The organism is Pseudomonas sp. FR229a (assembly GCF_030209115.1).
Lineage (GTDB): Bacteria > Pseudomonadota > Gammaproteobacteria > Pseudomonadales > Pseudomonadaceae > Aquipseudomonas > Aquipseudomonas moraviensis_A.
Genome location: NZ_JARVSP010000008.1, coordinates 140,208 through 156,884, shown reverse-complemented (window position 1 = coordinate 156,884; position 16,677 = coordinate 140,208). Strand labels below are relative to the sequence as shown.

General features: G+C 61.7%; 13 protein-coding genes. 4 read left to right on the top strand and 9 right to left on the bottom strand.

Annotation, left to right across the window (positions count from 1 at the left end; translation table 11 throughout):
• The first annotated feature begins 2 nt into the window (after positions 1-2).
• Entirely contained in the window at positions 3-878 is an 876-nt protein-coding gene (locus QRN33_RS07320) for a metal ABC transporter substrate-binding protein (protein ID WP_285407774.1), read from the top strand.
• Positions 879-963: 85 nt separating this feature from the next.
• Here QRN33_RS07320 and QRN33_RS07315 read toward each other — a convergent pair whose 3' ends face one another.
• Positions 964-1,482: a DUF3617 domain-containing protein gene (locus QRN33_RS07315; RefSeq protein WP_285407772.1), complete on the bottom strand. Its 519-nt coding sequence runs from the start codon at positions 1,480-1,482 to the stop codon at positions 964-966.
• 131 nt (positions 1,483-1,613) lie between these two features.
• On the opposite strand from QRN33_RS07315, the gene cls reads away from it, so the two are divergent.
• Entirely contained in the window at positions 1,614-3,053 is a 1,440-nt protein-coding gene (cls, locus tag QRN33_RS07310; protein ID WP_285407770.1) for a cardiolipin synthase, read from the top strand.
• A gap of 11 nt (positions 3,054-3,064) precedes the next feature.
• Here the strand turns inward: cls and cfaB are convergent, their stop codons facing one another.
• The 5 genes from cfaB to hflK (QRN33_RS07285) form a co-directional block, all read right to left on the bottom strand.
• The gene (gene cfaB / locus QRN33_RS07305) at positions 3,065-4,252 is read right to left on the bottom strand and encodes a C17 cyclopropane fatty acid synthase CfaB (protein ID WP_064365182.1); all 1,188 of its coding nucleotides are present in this window, start codon (positions 4,250-4,252) and stop codon (positions 3,065-3,067) included.
• Between the two features lie 177 nt (positions 4,253-4,429).
• Positions 4,430-6,340, bottom strand: a complete 1,911-nt coding sequence (locus QRN33_RS07300; protein WP_285407768.1) for a cation-translocating P-type ATPase — start codon at positions 6,338-6,340, stop codon at positions 4,430-4,432.
• Entirely contained in the window at positions 6,337-7,386 is a 1,050-nt protein-coding gene (hflK, locus tag QRN33_RS07295) for a protease modulator HflK (RefSeq protein ID WP_285407766.1), read from the bottom strand. Before hflK (QRN33_RS07295) ends, QRN33_RS07300 begins: the two co-directional genes overlap by 4 nt.
• Entirely contained in the window at positions 7,383-8,423 is a 1,041-nt protein-coding gene (gene hflC / locus QRN33_RS07290; protein WP_116657220.1) for a protease modulator HflC, read from the bottom strand. The genes hflK (QRN33_RS07295) and hflC overlap by 4 nt, the downstream gene beginning before the upstream one ends.
• Positions 8,420-10,381 (bottom strand): protease modulator HflK, encoded by a 1,962-nt coding sequence (hflK, locus tag QRN33_RS07285; protein ID WP_285407762.1) that lies wholly within the window; start codon positions 10,379-10,381, stop codon positions 8,420-8,422. The genes hflC and hflK (QRN33_RS07285) overlap by 4 nt, the downstream gene beginning before the upstream one ends.
• 202 nt (positions 10,382-10,583) lie before the next feature.
• Between hflK (QRN33_RS07285) and lpdA the strand changes: the two genes are divergently transcribed.
• Positions 10,584-11,984 carry a dihydrolipoyl dehydrogenase gene (lpdA, locus tag QRN33_RS07280; protein WP_042608025.1) on the top strand — a complete coding sequence of 467 codons (1,401 nt, stop codon included), beginning with the start codon at positions 10,584-10,586 and terminating at the stop codon, positions 11,982-11,984.
• A gap of 100 nt (positions 11,985-12,084) precedes the next feature.
• Here lpdA and QRN33_RS07275 read toward each other — a convergent pair whose 3' ends face one another.
• Entirely contained in the window at positions 12,085-12,558 is a 474-nt protein-coding gene (locus QRN33_RS07275; RefSeq protein WP_253497391.1) for an Lrp/AsnC family transcriptional regulator, read from the bottom strand.
• Between the two features lie 145 nt (positions 12,559-12,703).
• Between QRN33_RS07275 and QRN33_RS07270 the strand changes: the two genes are divergently transcribed.
• The gene (locus QRN33_RS07270) at positions 12,704-13,333 is read left to right on the top strand and encodes a LysE family translocator (RefSeq protein WP_285407757.1); all 630 of its coding nucleotides are present in this window, start codon (positions 12,704-12,706) and stop codon (positions 13,331-13,333) included.
• On the opposite strand, the gene QRN33_RS07265 is transcribed toward QRN33_RS07270, so the two are convergent.
• Together QRN33_RS07265 and QRN33_RS07260 are read right to left on the bottom strand one after the other, a co-directional pair.
• Positions 13,330-15,465 carry a hypothetical protein gene (locus QRN33_RS07265; protein ID WP_285407755.1) on the bottom strand — a complete coding sequence of 712 codons (2,136 nt, stop codon included), beginning with the start codon at positions 15,463-15,465 and terminating at the stop codon, positions 13,330-13,332. The two genes, QRN33_RS07270 and QRN33_RS07265, sit on opposite strands and share 4 nt — an antisense overlap.
• Positions 15,452-16,636: a DUF3142 domain-containing protein gene (locus tag QRN33_RS07260; RefSeq protein WP_285407753.1), complete on the bottom strand. Its 1,185-nt coding sequence runs from the start codon at positions 16,634-16,636 to the stop codon at positions 15,452-15,454. Before QRN33_RS07260 ends, QRN33_RS07265 begins: the two co-directional genes overlap by 14 nt.
• Between the last annotated feature and the right edge of the window lie 41 nt (positions 16,637-16,677).

Below are 16,677 nucleotides of genomic sequence, written 5' to 3'. Positions count from 1 at the left end.
CGATGCGCGCTCTACTCGTGCTGTTCAGCCTGATGCTGTCGATGACGTTGTCGGCTGCCGAAAAACTGCCGGTGGTCACCAGCTTCAGCATCCTCGCCGACATGGTTCAGCAGGTCGGCGGCGAGCACGTGCAAATCACCAGCATGGTTGGCCCGGACGCCGATGCGCACACCTACGAGCCGACCCCGAACGATGCCAAGGCCCTGCTCAGGGCGCGGCTGATCATCAAGAACGGGCTCGGTTTCGAGCCTTGGCTGGATCGGCTGGTGACCAGCACCGACAGTAAGGCCACGGTGATCACTGCCAGTCGCGGGGTGATTCCACGTTCGCTCGATGAGGACGGCGAAACCGTGCCGGATCCACACGCCTGGCACAATCTGGCGAATGCTGAGTTGTATGTCGGCAATATCACCAAGGCACTGGTCACTGCCGACCCCGCCAATAAGGCCGACTACGAGCGCAATAGCCTGAACTATCTCAAACAGATCTACGGGCTGCTCGCCGAAGCCAAAAACAAACTCGGGGCGCTGCCGCCAGGCAACCGCAAGATCGTTACCAGCCACGATGCGTTCGGCTACCTCGGCCAGGCTTATGGCATCGACTTTCTGGCGCCGCAGGGGTTGTCCACCGAACGCGAACCGTCGGCTGCTGAAGTCGCAGCGTTGATCACTCAGATTCGCCAGGCCAGAGTCAAAGCGGTGTTTATGGAGAACATCAAGGACGCGCGTCTGCTCAAGCAGATCGCGGATGAAAGCGGCGCGCACATCGGTGGCACGCTGTATTCAGATGCGCTGGCGGCGAGTGGCCCGGCGAGCACCTTTATCGGGCTGTTCGAATACAACCTCAATACGCTGTACAAGGCGTTGAGTCAGCCATGACCTGAGGCGAACTTTCGATTTATTCGCGAGCAGGCTCGCTCCCACAGTTGGAATGGGTTTCGACTGTGGGAGCGCTGCGGAGGAATCAGGCGCGGGGTTTAACTGTGCCGCAATCCTGACCCAGCCACACCGCACGGGTTTCCAGGCTGCCCGTCTGGTTGATGCCGATGGCGTTGAAGGTGCCATTGGCGACGGTGGTAAATTCGCGGTCACTGAGGAATGTCGCTACGCCGGTGCCCTGGGCCTTCGGGCAGCTGAAGCGGAATTTCCATTGGTTGCCGGTACGCTCGGTGATCTGCTGCTTGCAGCCCGATTGCGGATCGGCCAACGGGATATCGTTGGTCGCCACTTGCTGTGGCGTCAGGCAGGCGCGGATGCCTTTACCGCCGATATTGATGCCGTTCTTTTCCAGCGCCGCCCGCTGCTGTGGGGTGATCTGGCCCTGAATCTGGCCAAGGATCGATTGCACGTCCATGGCCTGGTCATCGACCTTCAGATTGCTTGAAGTCATCTCCCACAACCCCGGCTGCAGCATTTGCGCCTGCGCAACCACCGGTAATGCCAAACCCAGGCCCAGCGCCAAACCCAGCAGACGAACGTTCATCGAGAAACTCCTGATCAGTTGTGGCCGTTAGACGCCGGCCGGTTGCGTCGGTTCATGCACCGATTAAATAGAGACATTCGCAGCAGAACATGGTCTGTTAAGCATTGCATCTCGCGGAGCAAGGCTGCCCCATGGATTTTTTCGGACCGCATATTTTCGGTTACCTGATCGCCCTGTTGCACACACTCGGTTCGATCGCTGCGATCCATGCAGTGCTTACCGTGCGCACCGCACAAGGCTCGATCGCCTGGGCATTGTCGCTGATCTTCATTCCCTACCTCACGCTTATTCCGTACCTGGTGTTCGGTCGCAGCACCTTCGATGGTTACATCAAGGCGCGGCGCCAGGCCAACGAGCAGATGCGCCTGGCGATATCCGAACTGAACTGGCGCCCGTGGGTGGAAGAAGCCTTGGCCGCCCGGGCCTCAAGCGCCTACGCCTCATTACGTGCGATGCCGAAACTGGGGCGCATGCCGTGCCTGGCGAATAACGAAGTGCAACTGCTGGTGAACGGCACGGCGACCTTCGAGGCGATTTTTCAGGCGATCGAACAAGCGAAGGAAGCAGTGCTGATCCAGTTCTTTATCATCCACGATGATCGCCTAGGCCAGCGCTTGCGTGATGTGCTGTTGAAGAAAGCCGCCGAAGGGGTGTCCATTCACTTGCTCTACGACCGCATTGGCAGTCATGCCCTGCCCCATCACTACGTGCAGGCGCTGCGCGATGGTGGTGTCGAGGTCAAAGCCTTTGCTACGCGCAGTGGCTGGCTCAATCGCTTTCAGGTGAATTTCCGTAACCACCGCAAAATCGTCGTGGTCGATGGCGTGGTCGGCTTTGTCGGCGGGCATAACGTCGGCGACGAATACATGGGTGAGAAACCGCCGCTGGCGCCATGGCGCGATACACACGTCAAAGTACGCGGGCCGGTGGTGGCGTGCATGCAGGAATCGTTCGCCGAAGACTGGTTCTGGGCCGCACGCACTTTGCCGCCGTTGATTCTGCCGGATGAGTACCCGGCGGACGGCGTGCTCTGCCAATTGCTCGCCAGCGGCCCGGCCGATGCCTACGAAACCTGCTCGCTGTTTTTCGTCGAAGCCATTCACGCAGCGACGCAGCGGGTATGGATCACCAGCCCATACTTCGTCCCGGACGAAGCCGTCTTCGCCGCCCTGAGGCTGGCGGTTTTGCGTGGGGTCGATGTGCGCCTGCTGTTGCCGTCGCGGCCGGATCACAGAATCGTCTATGCAGCGTCCAGCCTGTATGCGTTTGAAGCGGTGCGGGCCGGCGTCCGGGTGTTCCGCTATCGACCGGGCTTCCTCCACCAGAAAGTGGTGTTGATCGACAGCGAGATCAGCGCCATCGGCAGCGCCAATCTGGATAACCGCTCGTTCCGCCTGAACTTCGAAGTGATGCTGCTCACCGTCGACAGCGCGTTCGCCGCCGATGTGGAACACATGCTCAATGATGATTTCGCTCAGGCCGATGAAGTAGCCAAAGAAGAAAGCCGGGACATCCACCGCCTGCAACAGGTCGGCATGCGGATCGCCCGGCTGATTTCGCCGATACTCTGAACGTCCCGGGCTCAGGGGTTGTAGATGTCGTCGCGGGTCCACGGCAGTTCGTGGCTGCCATCCGGGTGCGCTTTCACGGCGAGGATCTGATGCAGATTGATCCAGCCTCGGGCGAAAGCATAAGCGCAGCCGGCCAGGTACAGGCGCCAGATCCGCAGCGCCTGCTCCGGTACCAGTTTCGCCGCAGCTTCGAGGTTGTCCTCCAGCCGCTCGCTCCAGTGATCAAGCGTACGTGCGTAATGCAGGCGCAGACTCTCGACATCAACGATCTCCAGCCCTGCTTCACTGATCTGGGCGGAGATCATCGCCAGATGCGGCAACTCGCCGTTGGGGAACACGTATTTCTCGATGAAATCTCCGGCACCGCGCCCAACCGGGCGGCCATCGGTGTGCTTGGCGGTGATCCCGTGGTTCATCACCAGACCACCCTCCTTCACCGCACCGAACAATGTTTTGCAGTACTCGGCGAGATTGGCGTGGCCGACGTGTTCGAACATGCCAACGCTTACGACTTTGTCAAAACGACCGTCCTGCGGCAGATCGCGATAATCGAGCAACTGCAGTTCGACCTGATCTTCCAGGCCTTCGGCTTTGACCCGCTCCTGCGCGAGCGCTAATTGTTCCTTGCTCAAGGTAATACCGAATACCTTCACGCCGAACTCTCGCGCCGCGTACCGCGCCAGACCGCCCCAACCACAGCCGACATCCAGCAGATACTCACCCGGCTGCAGGCGCAGCTTGCGGCACAAATGGCGGAATTTGGCTTGCTGGGCCTGTTCGAGAGTTTCGCTGCCGGTTTCGAAATAGGCACAGGAATAGGCCATGTCGCTGTCCAGCCAGAGCTGGTAGAACGCATTCGACAGGTCGTAATGGTAGGAAATGGCTTTGGCGTCGGTGTCCTTGTCGTGATGCGCACGCACCGGCTGACTGCCTTCGTCTTCGTCGAGCAGCGCACTGCTCAACTCGTCACAGACGCGGATGACTTCACTGATCGAGCCCTCCAGTTCCAGCTTGCCCTCGACGAACGCCGCACCCAGCGCATCCAGGCTCGGGTGGGTAAACTGGGTGACCATCTGCGGGTCCTTGACCACGATGGTCACGCTGGGCGCCGGGCCCAGATTGAACTCGTGGCCATCCCAGAGTCGCAGGCGCAGTGGGAGCTGCAGGTTCTGTAAGGCCGGTGGAAGTTGCGCGAGCATGGAAAATCCCCCCTTGTTTCAGACGTCTGATCTGAGGGTAGACCAACCTGGAAAAATAGCAGGCTATCGATTCGATTAGCCTTGTCTATCATTACCGGCGCCGCGGCTGCACGCCCGACAACACGCGCCTTACGACAGATGACTGTATTTGCAGCCTGCGGTTCGATGAATTTTCTTTCATCTCTCCTGAGCATCTGCCTTGAGCAAAGGCTCTTGAAAGCGCAGCAAACGTCCGGCGTTGCCCAACACCAACAGGGTGCTCAGATTGTGCAGCAGGGCCGCAATCATCGCCCCGGCCGCGCCGAGCCAACCGAAAGCTGCAAAAACCACAATTGCCAGCGTCCAGCCCAGGCCGATCACCACATTGACCTGCAAGGTACGCCGGCACTGACGGCTCAAGCGGATGCAAGTACCGAGGCGACGCAAATCGCTGCCGATCAAAACGATGTCTGCCGACGCAAGAGCAATGTCGGCGCCACCAGCGCCCATCGCCACGCCGACCACACCGGCCTTGAGCGCGAGGGAATCGTTGATACCGTCGCCAACCACCATCGGGCGGAAGCCATGATCGATTTCCTTGAGCACTCGATTGAGCTTGTCCTCGGGAAGCGCTTGCGCCTGGACCTCGTTGAGTCCGACTTCTTGCGCCAGGGATCGGGCCACACTCTGACGATCACCGGTCAGCAGCAGTTGTCGACCCAGCCCCAGTTCGCGCAGTTCGCCCAAGGCAAAGCGTGCTTCAGGTTTGATGCTGTCAGCGAGCAACAGCCATGCGAGGAATTCGCCGTGCAAAGCCAGACCCGCGATCGGGCCGTCGTGTTCAGGAACAAGGGTGGTTGTGATGCCCAGCTGCGCGAATAATTCAGGCCGACCGAGCGCAGCTTCGCCCTTCTCTGTCATCGCCACTACACCCAAGCCTTGGCGCTCATGGATATTGGTGAGAGGCCAATAGGCTTGCTGATCGACCAATCCAGAGAGCGCCCGGCTCACCGGATGACTGCTCGCCGCGCCAAGACTGGCGGCCAGCTCCGGCACTTCGCCGGTGTCCGCGTTCAGGCTGGCGATCGACTGCAAACGCAAAGTGCCGTAAGTCAGCGTGCCGGTCTTGTCGACCACCAGCGAGGTCAGATCGGCGAGTTCTTCAAGGAACGCCGAGCTGCGAATCAGAATCCCATGGCGCGCGGCGACGGCGACACCGGCAATCGCCGTGGCCGGGGCAGACAGCACCAGCGCACAGGGACACGCCGCCACCAGCACCGCGAGCATCGCCTGGGCATCATTGGTGACGAACCAGGTCACCGCCGCCAGCAGCAACACCAGCACCATGTAACTACCAGCGTAGCGTTCGAGCAAACGGGTGATCGGCGGTTTCGAGCGTTCGGCGTTTTGCATCAGGGCGATGACTTTGCCCAAGGTCGATTCGCCGCCAGTGCGGGTGACTTCGATGCGCAGCAATCCATCGAGGTTGATCGCACCGCCGAAGACCGGCATGCCGAGGCCAGCTTCCACCGGCACCGACTCACCGGTAATCGACGCGGTGTCGAGGCTCGCCTGCCCGGATAACACACGACCGTCCGCCGGTACCCGATCGCCGGCCCGCACTTCGACGATATCGCCAGTGCTGAGCGTGCCGTTGTCCACTTCGATGATCGAGCCGTCTGCTTGCAGCTTGCGCGCATGGCTGCGGGTCAACTGGCCGAGTGCGTCAATCGCTTCCTGGGAACCGATGACGCTGCGCTCTTCCAGCACATGGCCGAAGATCATGATGATCGGCAACAACGCTGCGGTGAGCAGATCGCCGGTCGCCCAGGCACCGAGCATGGCCAGCGCGATCAACTGATCGGTGATGCCGTGCAGGCTGGGGTAACGCAGGCTGTACCACGCCGAACGCATCACCGGAACCGCTACCAATAAAGAAGCAGAACCGAGCAATAACTGACTGACACCTACCTGCTCCGGGAGCATCCAGCGCCAGACCAGCCCCAGACCTAACAGCCCGAGCGCGAGCATCGCCAGGGTCAATTGGCGCGCGGCGCGGCGTTGTTCGGCCGAGGACAACAGACTCGGCGCTGCGGTGGTCGCCGTCATTGACTGGCTCCTTGAATGATCAACCGGGAATCGTCTTTCGGGTTAACAGTGGTGACCGACCCGGCCTGGCCGAGAATCTTTGGCACGCGTTCGCGATACAGACGCAGGAGCATTTGCGGGTCGGCAGACGTGGCCAGACTCGAGACGGTGGCGGTATCGGCCGAGGCTTTGGCAATGCGCTCACCCGCCTGCGCGTGGGCCACTTGCAGCGCACGGTCGGCCTGTTCGTTGGCCGATTGAGTGAGTTTTTCTGCCTCGGTACGCGCGTTGGCTACCGCTTTATCGGCCTGCTGACTGGCGGTCAGAACCGCGTTGAAGGCACTGACCGCCGGTTCCGGCAGGCTCGATTGCACATCCACCCGCGACACCTGGATGCCGATGCCCTGCCCGCTCGCTTTCAGCTCAGCGAGACGCGCGTTGATGCCTTGCACCAGATCACCGCGCAATCGCTCGCGACGCTCGGCCGCCTGATTGTCGGCGCCCACCAGCTCCGGACGAGCGACCAGAATAGTGTCGAGATCCCGCGCGGCGGACAGCGCCAGCGCACTGCGTGTCACCACCCGGTCGAGCGCTGGCAGCACATGCTCGCCCTGCAACACGAACGCATAGGGATCGGAGACCTGGTAAAACACTTGCAAGTCCAGTTGCACCACGCCGGCATCACCGGTTAATAAATAACCAGACCCGGCGAGAGCATCGCTCAATGGCGTGGCGAAAGAAGCCACACGATCAGCCTTCAGCGCCTCGTCACCGCGCAACAGATTTTCCACCCGACGCTCGATTACCCGATCCGCCGCTGGCAACAGAATTACCTGTTCAAAGGGTTGCGGCCATGCCCATAACAGACCTGCATTCTGCACGCGATCCAGCGCCCCAAAGTGCAGCACCACGGCGCGGTTCTGCGGATCGATCTGCCGCACATTCGAGCACGCCCACGCCAAGGCGGCCAACACGGTTACCGCGTAAAGGGCGATAAACGCCAGACGCCCCGCCTGAATCCACGGACTGTTCAACGCATGTGTTCCACGTGGAACTTGTTCATTCATGGTTGCGATCCGGATTTGCTGTCGAGACTCGGGGGGCCATCGACCAGCACGCGGAACGGCGCGGCATCAGTGCGCAGAATCAGTTTGGTTTCCGGCGTGACAATGGTGCCGAGGGTATCGAGCGAGCGCAGCAGGTTGTACAGCTGCGGCGAGCTGGCGTAGGCGCGACCATAAATCTGCGCAGCCTCTACCCGTGACTGCGCTTCGATGTCGGCGGCTTTTACCGTGGCATCGGCCTGGACAATTCGCGCATCGCGTTCGGCAGCGGAGCGGATCTGCGCCGCCTCGCGTTTGCCGATCGCTGTGCGTTCAGTGGCGATGGTTTCACGCTCGGCGCGCATACGATCGACCGTTGCACTGAGCGTGACCGAAGGTAACGTCAGCCGCTCAATGCCGACTTGCACCACGCGCACGCCATAAGTGGCGAGCAATTGTTGATCGATCTGCTGACGCAACTGCGCTTCAAAATCGCTGATGTGCACTTGGCTGGCATCGGTGTTGACCAGATCGGCCAGGTCGAAACTGCTGGCCGTGGTTTCCAGGGCCGAACCGACAAAGGTACGAATCTGCCGGGCCGCTTCGTCCGGCTGATTCTGCACTGCCCGCATGAAGCGCTGCACGTGTTCAGGATCACCCTGCACCTGCCACGCCACATACGCTTGAACGATGATGCGCAAACCGTCCCGAGTACCGACATCCTGCAAACCGCTGGAGGTTGTCCGCAGACGCAAGTCCACCGGAATTGCCGCCTCGAACGGCGCAGGCCAGCGCCAGCTCAATCCGGGATCAAGCAAGACCCGCGAGGGATTACCGAAACGGGTGATGACCGTGGCTTCGCCGGAGCGCACTTGCACCAGACTCGCGGCAGCGATGGCAAACGCCACCAGCAATGCCGCCCAACCCATGCGCCGCCAGGGAAATGGCCCGGCGTCCTCGGCATCGCCATGATGGTGGTGACCATGGTGATGGTGATGCCCGCCGTGGCCATGGTCGTGGCCGCGGTGGTCGTGAACGTCATGCACAGGCGACTGGCTCAATGGGTGGCTCCTGGTTGAGCGTTGATACGTGCGGGCGACGGATCAGCCGGCAGCGTGAAAGTGCGCAGATCGATGGTTGGCGCATTGGCGCTGCTGTCGAGCCGATGATCGAGTACCAGCAACCTGGCCTTACTCAAGCCCTGACTGAGCTGGCTGAGGTATTGCTCCAGCACGAAGGCCTGGCCGGCACTGGCGAAGGCTTTCTGTTCGGCACTGAATTTCAGGTCGGCGGTTTGCGCGGCGGCATTGATCTCCCGAGCGTTTGCCGTCGCCTGGTCGCGAACCGTGCTCGCCTGCAACTGCGCTTCGTTGCTGGCCTGCGCAGCCGCCCCGCGTTCGCGAGCGATCAACGCCTGGGCGCCGATCTGCGCCGCTTGCACACTGTGGTAGGCATTCGCCGCGCCGGCCGGTGGATGGATTGCTTCGACAACGGTGGCGAGGATCTCCACACCGCTGTTCAGTTGGTTCAGATCGCTTTGCACCCCGCGACCGATTTTCTCGGCAAGCCCTGCCCTATCGTCGCCGAGCAATCCGTCGAGGGTACGCGAGGCGAAATCGTGAACCAGAATGCGACTGGCAGTGCTGCGGATCAGCGTCGGTACATCGGCGCTGTTATAGGTCGCGGCGAGCGCTGCTTCGTCGTTCAGACCGATGCGGTAAACAAAGCGCACGTCCATGTTGACGATTTGCAGACCCTGTTGCGCACCGCGGCTGCTGGCGATGACCTGGGATTTGTCGTTGACATGGCTGGCGTCCCACAAACGGTTGGCGGTCAGCGGGGCGGGACCTTCAGCTGTGTCAGTCTGCACAGCGATTGGCTTGTCGCCGACGCTGGTTGCCAGTTCGTGGACGACGCCGTTTTCAACGCTCAGCACGCGCCCCAACGGCCAAGGCAATCCGGCGTGCAAACCTGGGCCGAACACCTGCTCCGGTTTACCGAAGCGCTCATAGATGCCGCGACCTTGCAGAGGGATTTCATGTACGCCGGTCAGCATCCACCCGACCAGTGCGACCACTGCCATCACTGGCAACAGGGCCCGGCGCATGTAACTGAACGCCCAGATCTGGCGCAGATCGATGCCGAAACGGTTGTGCATTTCATCCTGCAGCGCCAGCCACGGTTGCGGCGGCCAGCGCAGCATATCGGCGATAAAACTGCGCGCCAGCAGGGTAGGTTCGAGTTGTTCGCGGCGCGGGCTGAAGACTGACAGCACCGCGCGCAACAACAGTTCGATGGCAACGAACATCGGCAGAATCGCGCTGAGCACCGCGATGCGAACTGGCCAGACCGCGTGTTCACTGGCGAACAGCAGACACAGTGCACCGATCAGAAGCGAGAAGATCACCACCCGGGCGAGTTGCGCGAGCGCCGCCGCTTCCGGCCATTGCGCCGGCGGCTCCTGTGCCAGGTGCCGCTCCAGCACCAGCAAGGCGAACGCCAGCAACAACGCCAATGCCGCACCGATGCTCGCCGAAATACCCAACGCCGCTGGGGGTAACGCCAGATTCCATACTTGCTCGATACTGAGCAGGACCAGCAACGCCCAGCCGCCGAGCCACAGCGTCGGCGCGCCGATTTGTCCGAGCAGATGCCGGCTGCGCTGATTCAGGCGCTCCAGAAGCCTTTCGTACCAGCCATCGGCTGTGGCGCCCTCCTCCACAACTGCCGGTTGCGAACTCAACGGATGCAGTACTCGCGCGCGCCATTGCGTCACCCACCAGGCCGATTGCAACCCGGCGACGAGCACCAGCAACGCTGCGCTTTGATTGATCAACAATGGCAACCACAGTGATCGTGGCGCAAACAGGCCGACGAAAAACGCCAACACCCAGCCCACCGCTGCTAATCCACCGAGGCCATAAGCCAGCCGACGCAACTGGCGTCCCTGCGCGGCTGCTTGCTGAAAGCGCGGCAGCCCGGTCACTGGCGTGGCGTCCAACTCAAGATCGACTTGCATATCACCCCGGCTACATTGGTCTTGACGTTACGATATAACGAAGGCTGTGAAATATTCGTACACAATTGCACTTATTCAAAGACGCCGCAGCTGTCGCTTGCCTGAAGCCTTGACCGAAATGTTCGGCAACGCTCATATTACGCACATAATTTTTATCGCAACTAATCTTGGCTATCCCCATCGAGCAATCTGGAGCAAGCGCATGAGCAACTATGACGTGGTGATTCTGGGCGGTGGTCCCGGTGGATATAACGCGGCCATCCGCGCCGGCCAGCTCGGCCTTAAAGCCGCTTGCGTCGAAGGACGTTCGACCCTCGGCGGCACCTGTCTGAACGTCGGTTGCATGCCGTCCAAAGCCTTGCTGCACGCTTCGGAACTGTACGCCGCTGCGGCGGGTACGGAATTCGCCAACCTCGGCATCGAGGTCAAACCGACGCTGAACCTGGCGCAGATGATGAAACAGAAAGACGAAAGCGTCGCCGGCCTGACCAAGGGCATCGAGTTTCTGTTTCGCAAGAACAAGGTCGACTGGATCAAGGGCTGGGGCCATATCGACGGCCCGGGCAAGGTCACGGTGACCGACGCTCAGGGCAATAAGACCGAGCTCAGCGCCAAGGACATCATCATTGCCACCGGCTCCGAGCCCACTCCCCTGCCCGGGGTCGAGATCGACAACCAGCGCATCCTCGATTCCACCGGCGCGCTGTCGCTGAGCGAAGTGCCCAGGCATCTGGTGGTGATTGGCGCCGGAGTGATCGGCCTGGAGCTGGGTTCGGTATGGCGGCGACTCGGCGCGCAGGTCACCGTGGTCGAATACCTTGATCGTATCTGCCCCGGCGTCGATGGCGAGGCCGGCAAAACCTTGCAACGCGCGCTGAGCAAACAAGGCATTGCCTTCAAATTGAGCTCGAAGGTTACCAGCGCCACCAGCTCCGCTTCAGGCGTGCAGCTGAGTGTCGAACCTGCCGCAGGCGGCGCTGCCGAGCTGATTGAAGCCGATTATGTGCTGGTGGCCATCGGGCGCCGGCCGTACACCCAAGGCCTGGGACTGGAGAACGTCGGCCTGAGTACCGACAAACGCGGCATGCTCGCCAACAAGCAACATCGCACCGAAGCCGCCGGGATCTGGGTGATTGGCGACGTCACGTCCGGGCCGATGCTCGCGCACAAGGCCGAAGACGAAGCCATGGCCTGCGTCGAACAGATCCACGGCAAGGCCGGCGAGGTCAATTACGCGCTGATTCCCAACGTCATCTACACCCAGCCGGAACTGGCCAGCGTCGGCCTGACCGAAGAACAGCTCAAGGCCGAAGGGCGCGCCTACAAGGTCGGCAAGTTTCCCTTCACTGCCAACAGCCGGGCGAAGATCAATCACGAAACAGAAGGCTTTGCCAAAGTCCTCGCCGACGAGCGCACGGACGAAGTGCTCGGCGTGCACCTCGTTGGCCCGAGCGTTAGCGAGATGATCGGCGAGTTTTGTGTGGCGATGGAGTTCAGCGCCTCGGCCGAGGACATCGCCCTGACCTGCCATCCGCACCCGACGCGCTCGGAAGCTTTGCGTCAGGCAGCGATGAATGTCGAGGGGATGGCGACGCAGATGTAAATCTCCAAGCCTTGCGCGCTCCTTCGCGAGCAGGCTCGCTCCCACTTGGAATGCGTTACCCCTGTGGGAGCGAGCCTGCTCGCGAATGGCGCCACCCGATCTACAGCGGCAGATGCCCTAACGGCAACGCGCCCGGCGCCTTCACCGTATGAATGGCAAAGTTGCTGCGAATATCGCTCACTCCCGGCAGTTTCAGCAGATGGCCACTGACAAAGCGGTCATACGCACGCAGATCCGGCACCACCACTTGCAACAGGAAATCCGACTCCCCGGACACCAGAAAGGCCGAGATCACCTCGGGTAACGCAGTGACAGCGGCATAGAAAGCCTCGGCGCGTTCTTCGTTGTGCCGCTCGACTTTGACGCCGACAAACACCGTCAGCCCCAGTCCGACTTCGTCGCGATCCAGATTGGCCTGATAGCCACGAATCACTCCCGCCTCTTCCAGCATGCGCACCCGCCGCAGGCACGGCGAGGCCGACAGGCCGATTTCCTCCGCCAGCTCGACATTGCTCAAGCGGCCGTTGCGTTGCAGCGCGGCGAGAATCTTGCGGTCATAGGCGTCGAGTTTCATCTTTGGCAGATCCCGATAGTTACACGGTGGAAAACCAGCAGGTTATGCCAAACACGCAGGATTTTGAAGCTGACTACGCAAGCACCTGCCCTGCCCTCTCGCACTAGACTGGCGCGTGCAAATCACCAACGAAAGAGGGTGCGACGTGGCAAGTCTCTGGCTGTTTATCCTGACCCTGGCTGTGGTTCTGCTATTGCCGGGACCGGACATGATCCTGCTATTGCAAACCGGTGCGCGGCAAGGTCGCGCTGCGGCGCTGGCCACGGCGTTGGGCCTGGCCATCGCCCGCGCCTGCCATGTGGTACTGGCAGCATTGGGCCTGGCGGCGCTGTTCAAAACGGCACCGTGGACCTTTGACGTGGTGCGCATCGCCGGTGCGGCGTACCTGCTGTGGATCGGCATTCAATGTTTTCGCAGCTCGCTGGTGCCGAGCCTGCAAACGCAAGCGCAGACATCTGCCAAGGGCCAGTGGCGCGAGGCAATCCGTCGCGGCCTGCTGACCAACCTGCTCAACCCCAAGGCCTTGTTGTTCTGCTCGGTGCTGTTGCCCCAGTTCATCGTCAGCCACGGCGCGTCGGTGTTGGCCCAGTTCGCCGTACTCGGCGTGGTGCTGGTCAGCGTCGGCCTGCTTTTCGACAGTGTTGTCGCCCTGACCGGCGCGGCATTGGGCCGTTGGCTGCAACACAGTCCAACGGCCCAGCGCGTTCAGCAATGGCTGTTCGGCAGCCTGTTGATCGGCTTCGCCGTACGCCTGGGCTTCCTTCAGCAGGCTTAAGCCTGGCGCACCTTGCGTTGGCGACGGGTGATCAACACAAGCGCGGCAAGAGCGACCAGCACCATCGCGCCAATCTGCACCGGCCACTTGTAAGGTCGCAGCGTCGCCCGCACCGCGTCGGTGACTTGGGTGACGTAGCGCTTGTCGGCATTTTCGAAGTCCGGGTACGGGCATTGATTGCCGAAGTCTTGCGCCCACGCCACGTAAGGACCTTCTTTGACGTAGCGCTGATACAGCGCACTCTGGTCTGCCAGGCTGCTGTTCCACCCGGCAGCGTTGCACAGCACCGCGGCAAATGCCTGGCTGGTGTGCGGCAGGTGATCGGCGGCGCGACTGGCCAATGCCGTGGCGACAAAACGATAGTGATAACGCTGATCCGGTTGCGCGGCGCTAGCCTGCTGGCGCTGCACTTCCGCTGCGGAAATCAGCGGGCCGACATCCAGCTTCGTGCTCTCCAGCGTGTAGCTGCCGCCAAATGTGGCGTAATCAGGCGCCATCTCATAACCGAGGATGTCCATGCCCCACTCCCGGGCTGTCCATGCGGCGTTGTACAACGCACTGGCGCGTTTGCTCGGCCACCATGCCGCCTCGGCCTTGAGCCGTTGCTCGCCATAGAGCCGGGCCTTGTGCTGCAGATCGTCACTGGCAAAGTAACTGACCGCTTCCTCGTAACGTCCCTCACGCAGCAACCGTCGACCGAGCAGATTGCGCAGATTGGCGGCCACCGACAGCGGCACGTAGTTATCGCGTTCCTGCTGCGTCAATGGCGGCGGCGCCGGCACGTTCTCATCAACATACTGTTTAAGTTCATCGACCGTCAGCACCCGCTCGGCAACGGTGGCGGCATCGAACCAGTAAATGCTGTTGCTGCGGTACAACTGGACAAAGGCTTGCAGGTATTCGCCGCGTTGCAACGCCAGGATCGCGCTTTCGCCCTCGACCCGGCATTTCGGCTGCACGGTTTCAAACGCCCAGTCCGGTGTGCGGCGATAACCCCAGTCTTCGTTCTGCGGGAAAGCCTGGGCGGCTTTGGCGTAGGCTGCCGCGGCGGCAGTCGTGTCGCCATCACGCACCGCCAGTTTTGCCCGCAACCACCAAGCGAGCCCGCCGTCCCCGGCATTTTCCAGGAAGGCCTTGGCAGATGCGTAATCGCCCTGTTGATAACTCATTGCCGCCAATCGATCGGCATTGTCGAGGCTGCCATGTGTGCTGTTCTGCAACAGTGTTACCAGTTTCTTTTCATTCGGCGGCTGTTCACCGAATGACCAGCCCTGACGACTGACCAGCGACGCCGTGACCAGTTGCTGCACCGCTGGCTGCTGCAGCAGTTTCGCCAGTTGGGCTTGGGGCAATTCGGCCAGTTCGTTCATCAGTTGCTTGAGCGAGGTGTAACCGACCGCCGAGCCATGCAGGTTCTGCGCTTCGTACAGTTCGATGGCGCCGCTCCAGTCGCCCGCGCTGCGCAACACCCGCGCTTCTTCACCGAGGCTGGCAACGCCAAGTTCCAGCGGATCGCTGAAGCCATCGATGCTCAGCTGCCGGGCCTGACGAAAGGCAGCGCGCGCCTGTTCCAGCGCTTCGATGCGGTCATGCGCCTCGGTGCTCATGGCGAAAGCGATGCGCCCCAGAGAATACGCCGCCCAGGTACTGCGCAACGGACGCTGCTCTGCCGGCAGCGCCAGCACCTTGTTGAAATACTCCGTGGCCGATTGCTGATCGCCGCTGGCAAAGGCCACCGCGCCGGCGACGTACAAACGGATTTCCGCCGGCAGACCGGCGCCCTGCTCCTCAGCCTGACGCGCGTCGCTGAGCCCGCGCAAGCGCTTGACCAAGGCTTGCTGCTCGGCGCTCAGGCCGACCTGTTCAGCCTGTTCCCGTGCCAGCTCCGACGCGTTGTCTTCGGCGTAATCGTTGGGGTTATGGGTCGCGGCGGTGACATTTTTCAGCCCGGCAATGGTTTTGCCGAGGCGACTGATTTCGAAGCTGAAGCTGCCTTCGGGCAAATCGGCCAACGTCTGCGCGCGATTGTCGAGCAGGCGCATCGGGAAGTCCGGGCCGCAGGCCAACGCCGAGCCCAGCGGCAGGCTGAGGCTCAGGCACAGCAGATGGCGGGGCCAGTTACGGGTCAACATGCGAACCTCCTTGATCAATATGTGCACAACGCGCCCAACCGATAGCGCGCTGCCCGCCCGCCGGCAAGCGGCCGTCACGCAGGCGGGTGAAGGTAAGCAGATTGGCACTTTGTTGCAACGAGTAACCGGCGAGCGCATCGGCGCCAGCACAGTCCTGCACCTTCAGCGTGATTTGCGCGGGCCACGGGCTGTCGAGATTGCCGCGGTTTTCGAGCTGGATGTCATAGAGTCCCGCCTGCTCTTTGAGCGACAGGCCGAAATGACTGCTGAGCAAATCACCTCGAGCCACGGCGCGTAAAGTCGTCAGGCTCCAGGCGCGACGATCGTTGGCCAGCGGCAGACGAAACCAGATCAGCCCGGCGAGATGCTCGGGCGGGTCGTCGCGCAAGGTCTTGGCCAATTGGCTGAGTTGCAGCGGATCGGCGAGCAGCTCCCGGCGCTGTCCGCCGCGCTCGAGTTGCACTTCGCTTTCCACCACCGGCGCACCACCGTCAGTTGCCAACAGCGCAACGCCATAAGCCGGCAGCGCCAGATAGAACGGTTTGTCGCTGGCACGTGCCCAGGCCTTGGCCCACTTCAAGGCCTGCTGTGGATCAAACAGACCTCGTCGCGGATCGCTCACCGCGTGAACCTGCAGCACGCTGCTGTCGACGCTCTGCAAAAGTGCCGGCAGCCGAGGGCTGTCGAGCCAGGCCGGCAGCGCGGTGATGCTCAGAGGCAGAGATGGCGGCAAGACGGAGCGTAGATGCTTGAGCAAGTCAGCGTATGCGGGCAGCCGCGCATTGCCGGCATCGTGGTCGATCTCGACGCCGCTCAGCGTGAGGCCCCGCGCCTGCCAGTCGGCGATGACTTGCAGAATATGCGCGGTGACCTGCTCCTGATCCAGCGATCGAAGCTGACCGTCGAGGCGAACCACCGCGATCAAAGGTCGGCCATCCGCTTTCAGTAACGCTGGATCGACCTGCGCCTTGCTCCAACGGGTACCGGGAAAACCCTGCAATGCCAGCACCCGCAACGTCGAGAAGTCACTGCGACTGGCGCTCAATGCCGGCGCGTGCGCGGACGTCCATTGGCGCTGCCAGACATAGAGTTGCTGGTCCAGGGCAGGTGCGACGTGTTGCTCGCAACCCGCAAGCAAGACGCCAAGAAACAGACCCACAATAAACCGCATACCCTGACAATCCCTGAGACCACAAGCCGCAAGGTTACACA

Bases quoted from the DNA above. Each gene is read 5' to 3' on its own strand.
- QRN33_RS07315 (WP_285407772.1), bottom strand. From the start codon at position 1,482: ATGAACGTTCGTCTGCTGGGTTTGGCGCTGGGCCTGGGTTTGGCATTA.
- QRN33_RS07265 (WP_285407755.1), bottom strand. From the start codon at position 15,465: ATGTTGACCCGTAACTGGCCCCGCCATCTGCTGTGCCTGAGCCTCAGC.
- hflK (WP_285407766.1), bottom strand. From the start codon at position 7,386: ATGAATGAACAAGTTCCACGTGGAACACATGCGTTGAACAGTCCGTGG.
- QRN33_RS07260 (WP_285407753.1), bottom strand. From the start codon at position 16,636: ATGCGGTTTATTGTGGGTCTGTTTCTTGGCGTCTTGCTTGCGGGTTGC.
- QRN33_RS07275 (WP_253497391.1), bottom strand. From the start codon at position 12,558: ATGAAACTCGACGCCTATGACCGCAAGATTCTCGCCGCGCTGCAACGC.
- cls (WP_285407770.1), top strand. From the start codon at position 1,614: ATGGATTTTTTCGGACCGCATATTTTCGGTTACCTGATCGCCCTGTTG.
- QRN33_RS07300 (WP_285407768.1), bottom strand. From the start codon at position 6,340: ATGACGGCGACCACCGCAGCGCCGAGTCTGTTGTCCTCGGCCGAACAA.
- hflK (WP_285407762.1), bottom strand. From the start codon at position 10,381: ATGCAAGTCGATCTTGAGTTGGACGCCACGCCAGTGACCGGGCTGCCG.
- lpdA (WP_042608025.1), top strand. From the start codon at position 10,584: ATGAGCAACTATGACGTGGTGATTCTGGGCGGTGGTCCCGGTGGATAT.
- cfaB (WP_064365182.1), bottom strand. From the start codon at position 4,252: ATGCTCGCGCAACTTCCACCGGCCTTACAGAACCTGCAGCTCCCACTG.
- QRN33_RS07320 (WP_285407774.1), top strand. From the start codon at position 3: ATGCGCGCTCTACTCGTGCTGTTCAGCCTGATGCTGTCGATGACGTTG.